The organism is Pyxidicoccus fallax, from assembly GCF_012933655.1.
Lineage (GTDB): Bacteria > Myxococcota > Myxococcia > Myxococcales > Myxococcaceae > Myxococcus > Myxococcus fallax.
This window is the reverse complement of record NZ_JABBJJ010000470.1, coordinates 1-8,052: the sequence shown is the minus strand read 5'-3', so window position 1 is coordinate 8,052 and position 8,052 is coordinate 1. Positions and strand designations below refer to the sequence as shown.

Below are 8,052 nucleotides of genomic sequence, written 5' to 3'. Positions count from 1 at the left end.
GGGGTGGCGTGGCTGGTGCCGGTGCTGGGCGCGGTGCTGTACCTGCTCCTGGGCATCAACCGCATCCGCCGCCGGGCGCGCTCGCTGACGCTGCGGCAGGAGCATGGCCGCTTCCCGCCGTCCGTGGGGGTGGCGCCGGCGGACGCGGACGCGGTGGGCGGCGCATGGCCGGTGGCCGCGCACCTGGCGCCGCTGGTGCGGCTGGGGAACGCGGTGGTGCACCGGCCGCTCCTGCCCGGCAACCACGTCACGGTGCTGGAGTCCCGGACGAACGCGTACCCCGCCATGCTGGAGGCGATTGAAGGCGCGCGCGTCTCGCTGTCCCTGTGCACCTACATCTTCGACAACGACGCGATGGGCCGGCGCTTCGTGGAGGCCCTGGGCGCGGCGGTGAAGCGCGGCGTGGAGGTGCGGGTGCTGGTGGACGCGGTGGGCTCGCGCTACACGTGGCCGCCGATATTGGGGCGGCTGCGGCGCGCGGGCGTGCGGTGCGCGCGCTTCCTGCCCTCGCTGATGCCGTACCGGCTGCCGTTCGCCAACCTGCGCAACCACCGCAAAATCATGGTGGTGGACGGGCGGGTGGGCTTCACGGGGGGCATGAACATCCGCCAGCACTTCGCGCCCGGCGAGCACGCCGCCAGGGACGTGCACTTCCGGGTGGAGGGCCCGGTGGTGGGGCAGCTCCAGGAGACCTTCGCCGAGGACTGGGCCTTCACCGCGCACGAGCGGCTGTCGGGCGAGGCGTGGTTCCCGGAGCTGTCCCCCGTGGGCCCGACGCTGGCGCGGGGCATCGCCGAGGGCCCGGACGAGGACTTCGACCCGCTGCGCACGGTGCTGATGGGCGCGCTGGCCACGGCGCGCACGTCGGTGCGCATCGTCACGCCGTACTTCCTGCCGGACGCGGGGCTCATCAACGCGCTCGCCGTGGCGGCGCTGCGCGGGGTGCGGGTGGAGGTGCTCCTGCCGGAGAAGGGCAACCTGCCGGTGGTGCAGTGGGCCAGCAGCGCGCAGCTGTGGCAGGTGCTGCGCCCCGGCTGCCGCGTCTTCCTCACGGCCCCGCCGTTCGACCACACCAAGCTCATGGTGGTGGACGGGGCGTGGTCCTTCATCGGCTCGGCCAACTGGGACCCACGCTCGCTGCGGCTCAACTTCGAGTTCAACGTGGAGTGCTACGACACGGAGCTGGCCCGGCGCCTGGAGGCGGTGATTGACGAGCGCCTGACGCACGCGCGCCCCCTCACGCTGGAGGAGGCGGACGCGCGGCCGCTGCCCATCCGCCTGAGGGACGGGCTGGCCCGGCTGCTGTCACCGTACCTCTAGCGGCGCGCTACAGCAGGGCGCGGCGCACCTTCCAGAAGGTGTTCTTCGCGGCGCGGAAGGCGGCCGAGTCCGCCGGTAGCAGCGTGCGCAACAGCTCCGCCGACTGCGTCTGGAGGGGCCGCACGCAGTGCGCCTCCACCTTGGCGCGCAGGAAGCCCACCGGGTCGCGGTTGCGGTAGTCGGCGAAGTACGTCTTCAGCTCGTTGCGCGTGCGGGCCTTGCCGTTGTCCGCGTACTTGGCGACGTAGGGGCTGAAGTCCGGGTACAGCCTGCCCTCGCCGAAGTCGCCGTGCAGCGTCGTCTTCATGAAGTTGCCAATGAGCAGGTCGTCGAAGACCTGGTAGCGCACGGCCGTCATCAGCGAGTTGCGCGGCACCTCGAAGGTGACGCCCCGGCGGAAGCGGCGATTGTGGAACTCGATGACGTGGTCCTCGCCGCCCACGCGGAAGCGGAGGAAGTCCATGGCGGTGCCCAGGTGCTCAATCGCCTTGAAGTACTCGCGCAGGGCCTTCGCCTCGTCGGCCTCGAGCCGCTCGCTCCAGTCGTCGCCGAACTCCTTCGGGTCCACCGGGACGAGGACGCGCTCCTTCGGGTTGATGAGCGTGGTGCTGTCCTTCGTGAAGTCGCGCTGGATGAAGGCGGGCAGCAGCTCACACGTGCGGGACTCGAAGCCGCGGCCGTAGTCGGCCAGGGTGGTGGTGTACTCGGAAGCCCAGACGCTGTCGGCGCGCTGGTACTTGTGCATGGAGCTGGAAGGCACGAAGTAGCGGGCGCCGTAGAACTCCGCCTGGCGGGCGATGGTGCGGCCCACCGGGTTCTTCTGCGCGGCGTACGGGAGGATGCGCTGCCCGTCCTCGGTGAAGTAGTTGATCATGTCCGCGTCGCCGTAGCCGGACAGCGCCAGCAGGTACGATTCCTTGTACGTGCTGACGATGTTGCGCACGTAGCGGCCCCAGCCGCGGTCGCCCGCGTCGTTGAGGTTGATGACGAGCCGCCCGCCCACGTCCACCAGCAGCACCGCGTCCTGGTTCATGTCCGGCAGGCACATGACGCGAATGCGCGGCGACAGTTGCGTCCAGGTGCGGTCCATCAGCACGTGGACGTTGAAGCCCTGCCCGCGCAGGTCATCGCGGATGCGGTTGCCGAAGTGGTTGGGCACCAGGAGGGTGCGGTCGCGCAGCTTCTCCAGCGACTCCATGCTCAGGTGGTCCGGGTGGCCGTGAGACAGCCACACGTACTGACACCGTTGGATGGCGTCGCGCTGTGCCTCGGGCACCTCGTGCGACAGCGTCCAGCTACCGAAGTACGCCGCGCCATCCATCCACGGATCCGTCACAAGAACAGGACCGTTGTCGTGGCAGATGACCGTGGCATTCCCAATGGTTTCGAAACCGAGTTCCATCTCGCGCTTCCCCCTCGCCCGCGCCCGCTTCCTCTTGCGCTGGATGGGCCGAAAGGTGGAGAGGACACCCACGGGGGGACAGTGCCTGTCCGAGCAGCGAAAGGGATTTCCCGCTCGGCCGGCCGCCCTTCACGCTTGCGGACATGAAGCGCCCTTCCCCGGGGCTGCCGGGTACGGTCCACAAGGGGCACGCGAGCACCGGACGTGGGAATGGCGCTTCCCACATCCAGGCGTGGGGCGCCGGGGACACCGCGAGAGGGGCGCTCAACCCGGAGCCATGGGAACGGCGCTTCCCTCCTCCGGCGAGGCTTCAGCCCTGGAGCCATGGGAACGGCGCTTCCCACTCCGACGCGTGGAACCGGAGCGGCTTTCAGCCCCGGCGCGAGACGAGCGAGAGGATCTCCGTGCCGTAGCGCTCGGTGAGGGCGGGGCCGACGCCGTGGATGGCCATCAGCTCGGCGCCGTTCTCCGGCCGGGCCATGGCGATGGCGCCCAGCACCCGGTCCGTGAGGATGCGGAACGCGGGCACCTTGCGCTTGCGGGCCTCCGCGAGCCGCCACGCCTTGAGGGCCTCCACCAGCGCGGGTGACGCCTCCGCCCCATCCGCGTCGCTCAGCACCTGGCGCCGTCCCCGCCGCGAGGTGGGGGCCTCGTCGTCGTAGACCACGTCCGCGCGCCCACTCCGGGACGCGCCCGCCTCGCGGGACGCATTCCAGGAGGACCGGCCGCCCGAGGACTCCGAGGCCCCGGCGCGCCAGGGCGACGCGCCCGCGTCCTTGTCCGCGCGGGAGGAGCGCTTGCGAGAGGATCGCTTGGACGTCCCGCCCGCCGCCGCGCCCTTGCCGCGCTTGCGCTTGGGGGCCTTCTCCAGCGGCAGCGGGAGGAGCACGTGCTTCGGGTCCACCTCGCGCGTGCGCTGGCCCTCCGGCGTCAGCGAGATGCGCTGGAAGGTGATGACCTGGCCGTCCTTGTCGAACGAGTCCTCGTCCAGCCTCGCCAGCCCCGCGCGGACGAGGCCACCCGCGAGCCGCTCGAAGTCACGGCGCGGCAGCGACTCGCCGAACAGCTCGCGGTGGAGCCGGCCCATGGCCTGCCCGTCGCGCTCGCGCAGCGACTCCAGGATGCGCTCCAGCCAGTGCCGCTCCGCGGAGGTGGGCTCGGCGAAGCGCAGCGTGGCGCAGGACTCGGGGTCGCAGACGTCACACAGGCCGCACGGCTCGCCGGAGTCCTGGGTGTCGCCGAAGTGGGACACCAGCTGCTTCATGCGGCAGCCGTGCGCCTCCGCGTAGCGCCCCATCTGCTCCAGGTGCAGGAGCTTGCGCTCGCGCTGCGAGGCATACGAGGCCATCCACCCCGGCCGCCCGCGCGCCACCGTCTCCTCGGGCGTCATCACCACGCCGCCGTGAATCCAGAGCTGCTCCAGCGCCTTGTCGAAGACCTCGGGGTCCCCGCGCACGCGGCCCTGGAGCACCACCTTCGGCTCCAGCTGCGTCCCCGTGGACTGGAAGATGCGCTCCAGGACGTGGGGCTCGGGGTAGTCGCGGCGGTGGAAGAACTCGTGGGTGCGCCGGTCGATGTACGAGTGCAGCAGCACCGCGCGCGAGGGCTTGCCGTCGCGGCCCGCGCGGCCCAGCTCCTGGTAGTAGCCCTCCAGGCTCGCGGGCAGCGCGGCGTGGATGACGGTGCGCACGTCCGGCTTGTCGATGCCCATGCCGAACGCGGTGGTGGCGACGATGACCTCCAGCGCGCCCTTGAGGAACTCGGCCTGCACCTTGTCGCGCTCGGCGGGCTGGAGGCCCGCGTGGTACGCGGCGCAGGGGAAGTCCCCCGCGAGCATGTCCGCGAGCTGCTCGGCGTGCTTGCGCGTGGCCGCGTAGACGATGGCGGGCCGGTTCTCCTCGTCCTGGAGGAGCGAGTGGATGGCGTCGCCGCGCGCGCCAGGGTTCAGCTCGCGCACCTCGATGGCGATGTTGGTGCGGCGGAAGCCGTGGATGAAGGTGCGTGCCTTGCCGCCGGCCCCTTGCAGCCCGAGCTGCTGGACGATGTCGCGCTGCACGTCCGGCGTGGCGGTGGCGGTGAGGGCCACCACGGGCGTGGGGCGCAACAGCGGCAGCCGCGCGCCGAGCAGCCGGTAGTCCGGGCGGAAGTCGTGGCCCCACTGGGAGATGCAGTGCGCCTCGTCGATGGCGATGAGCGCGGGGGTGCGGCGCGCGAGGAACTCCACGAAGCCGGGCACGCCCAGGCGCTCGGGGGCGATGAAGAGGAAGTCGAGCCGGCCCTCGAGGTAGTCCACGCAGACCTGCCGCGACGTGGCCCTGTCTCTTCCGGAGTGGATGCGGTCCGCCGCGAAGCCGAGCGACTGAAGGCGCAGGACCTGGTCCTCCATGAGCGCGATGAGTGGGCTGACCACGAGCGTGGTGCCCGCGCGCGCCAGGCCCGGCAACTGGTAGCAGAGCGACTTGCCCGCGCCGGTAGGCATGACGAGCAGCAGGTCCTCGCCCGCCGTGGCGGCGCGGCAGACGGCCTCCTGGTAGGGACGGAAGTCGGAGAAGCCGAAGGCCTCCTTCAGGAGCCCCCGGAGCTGGTCCGGCGGCGTGGGCGCGCGAGGCACCCGCTCCGGCCGCTGGTTGGCGGAGGGCGCGGCGCTCTTCCCCGCGCCACGAGAGGGCGCGGTGCTCAATCCGCCCGCGTTCCACGACGAGCCCCGCGATTCGGGGTTCCGCGAGGCGCCCCCGTTGAACGCGTCCGCGTGGGTCCGACCGTAGGGAAGCGGCTCGGTGCTGGCGGGCCTGGGGCCTCCCGCGCGGCCCGGTGACATCACCACCGAGTCGGAGAACGCGTTGGAGGCGGAGTGGCGCGACCCGCCGCTGCCACCGTCATGCGCGGGAGCACGAAGGGAGGGTGCGGCGTAGGGCGAGCGCTGCGCGCCTGACGCCCGGGACTCCGGGAAGGACGCCTGTGCGCCATACGCGGACGCGCGAGCCCCCGGGCCCTCATGAGACGCCTGCGCACCGTACCCGGACGCACGAGGCGACGAGCCGTCATGCGACGCATGGGCGCCGTACTCAGACGCACGAGGCGACGAGCCGTCATGCGACACCTGGGCGCCGTACGCGGACGCGCGCGACGATGCGCCCTCACGGAAGGCCTGTGCACCTTGGGGCGCATGAGGTGTCGCTGCATCCTGCGCGCCATACGCGGGCGCGCGAGACGCGTCGTGAGACGCGCCGCGTGCCGCATACGCGGGCGCCTGCGTCCCCTCCCCCGGCCCTGCCGCCGGGAGGGCACGCGGTGGCGCGGGGACGGGCCCGGTCGGTCCCTGCCCCACCACCTCGATGACGTACTTCTCGATGCCGTCGAGGAACTCGTCGAGCTGGCCCTCGCCGCGTTCAATCCGCTGGAGCCACGCCTCCCACTGCCCCGTCATCGCCGGGGACTTCACCTGCGGGTGCACCACCTGGATGAGGTGGATGCCCTTCTCCGTGGCCTCCATCACCTTGCCCCGGCGCCGCAGGTACTCGCGGTCCAGCAGCACCTCGATGATGGCCGCGCGCGTGGCGGGCGTGCCCAGGCCCGTCTCGCGCATCGCGTCCGCCAGCTCCTTCTCGTCGAGCGCCTTGCCCGCCGTCTCCATGGCGGTCAGCAGCGACGCGTCCGTGAAGCGCGGCGGCGGGCGCGTGCGCTTCTTCACCGCCTCCGCGTCCTCCACCGACTGCGGCTGACCGCGCTCCAGCCCCGTGGGCAGCGACTGCGGCTCGTCCTCCGGCTCGCGCTCCTCGTCCTCGCCCTTCTTCCCTTCCGCCTTCGGCCTCGGCGCCTTCTGCCCGCCGCCGATGTCCAGCACCTTCCAGCCCACCCGTTCCACCTGCGTACCGGTGCTCTGGAAGCGGTCCACCACCGGCGCCGCCGCACCACCGGACGTCACCGCCGTAATCACCGTGGTGACGCGCCAGACGTGGTCCTCGTGCCACGCCTGGAGCAGCCGCCGGCACACCAGGTCGTAGACGCGCTGCTCGTCCGGCGACAGCCGCACCCCGTCCGGCGACGTGGGCGTGGGGATGATGGCGTGGTGGTCCGTCACCTTCCCGTCGTCCACGTACCGCTTGCCCAGCGGCCGCGAGCCCGTGCCCGGCGCGAGGTCCTCCTCGAAGGGCGAGCGGATGGCGTTCACCACCTCCGGCAGCGTGTCCGCCACCGTGCGCGACAGGTGCCGGCTCGCGGTGCGCGGGTAGCTCAAGAGCTTGTGCTTCTCGTAGAGCGCCTGCGCCACCTCCAGCGTGCGCTGCGCGCTGAAGCCATACAGCCGGTTGGCGTGCCGCTGCAGCTCCGTCAAATCGTAGAGGAGCGGAGGCGGCATCTTCTTCTCCTCCGCCTCCAGCGATTCGATGGCCGCGCTCCCCCGGCGCACGCGGTCGATGATGGCCTGGGCCTCCACGCCATCGGCTTCCAGCCGCCGGGCCTCGCGCGGGCTGTCCCCGGGCTTCACCACCGGCTTGCCGTCCGGCCCCGAGCGGAACCACGTGCCCTTGTAGCGCGCGCCCGCGGGCACCGCCTTGGAGCGCGGCGCGAAGGTGGCCACCACCTCCAGATAGTCCCTGGGGACGAAGTCGCGGATGGCCAGCTCGCGCTCCACCACCATGGCCAGCGTGGGCGTCTGCACCCGGCCCACGCTCAGCATCTCGCCGTGGCCCCCGTGCGCCAGCGTGTACAGGCGCGACAGGTTCATCCCCACCAGCCAGTCCGCTCGGCTGCGCCCCATGGCGGCGGCGGCCAGCGGCTCGTAGTCGCGCCCGTCCGCCAGCTTCTGGAAACCGTCGCGGATGGCCCGCTCCGTCAGCGAGGACACCCACAGCCGGCGCACCGGCTTGCGGCACCCGGCCGCCTCGTAGATGTAGCGGAAGATGAGCTCGCCCTCGCGGCCCGCGTCCGTGGCGCACACCACCGTGGACACCTCCGGCGCGTTGAGCACCCGCTTCACCACCTCGAACTGGGAGTGCGTCTCCTTGGAGACCACGAGCGGCCAGGCGCCCGGCAGCATGGGCAGCAGGGCGCGGCTCCACTTCTTCCAGTCCGGGCGAATCTCGTGCGGCTGCGCCAGGCCCACCAGGTGGCCGATGGCCCACGTCACCACGTAGCCATTGCCGCGCAGGAAGCCGTCCCCGCGCTCGTTGGCGCCGAGCACCCGGGCGATGTCGCGCGCCACGGCCGGCTTCTCCGCCAGCACCGCCAGGACGGTCGCCCGCCCCGAGGCCCGGCCCGACGCGCCGTCCCCTCTGCCGAGCCTGTCCTCGCGGGGCGACTCGCCCATCTCATCCCACCTCATGAAGCCC

Annotated in this window: 3 protein-coding genes; 1 reads left to right on the top strand and 2 read right to left on the bottom strand. The window is 72.1% G+C overall.

From position 1 onward, the window contains the following. A partial coding sequence (locus tag HG543_RS49145) for a phospholipase D-like domain-containing protein (RefSeq protein WP_169351896.1) occupies positions 1-1,320 on the top strand: 1,320 nt, incomplete at its 5' end. Between the two features lie 7 nt (positions 1,321-1,327). On the opposite strand, the gene HG543_RS49140 is transcribed toward HG543_RS49145, so the two are convergent. Then, a complete protein-coding gene (locus HG543_RS49140; RefSeq protein WP_169351895.1) occupies positions 1,328-2,722 on the bottom strand; it encodes an MBL fold metallo-hydrolase in 1,395 nt (464 codons plus the stop codon). 370 nt (positions 2,723-3,092) lie between these two features. Next, positions 3,093-8,030 (bottom strand): DNA topoisomerase 3, encoded by a 4,938-nt coding sequence (locus HG543_RS49135; RefSeq protein ID WP_169351894.1) that lies wholly within the window; start codon positions 8,028-8,030, stop codon positions 3,093-3,095. Positions 8,031-8,052: the final 22 nt, after the last annotated feature.

What these genes read in the sequence shown, in the direction of transcription:
- HG543_RS49140 (WP_169351895.1), bottom strand. Translation starts at nt 2,722, where the DNA reads ATGGAACTCGGTTTCGAAACCATTGGGAATGCCACGGTCATCTGCCAC.
- HG543_RS49135 (WP_169351894.1), bottom strand. Translation starts at nt 8,030, where the DNA reads ATGGGCGAGTCGCCCCGCGAGGACAGGCTCGGCAGAGGGGACGGCGCG.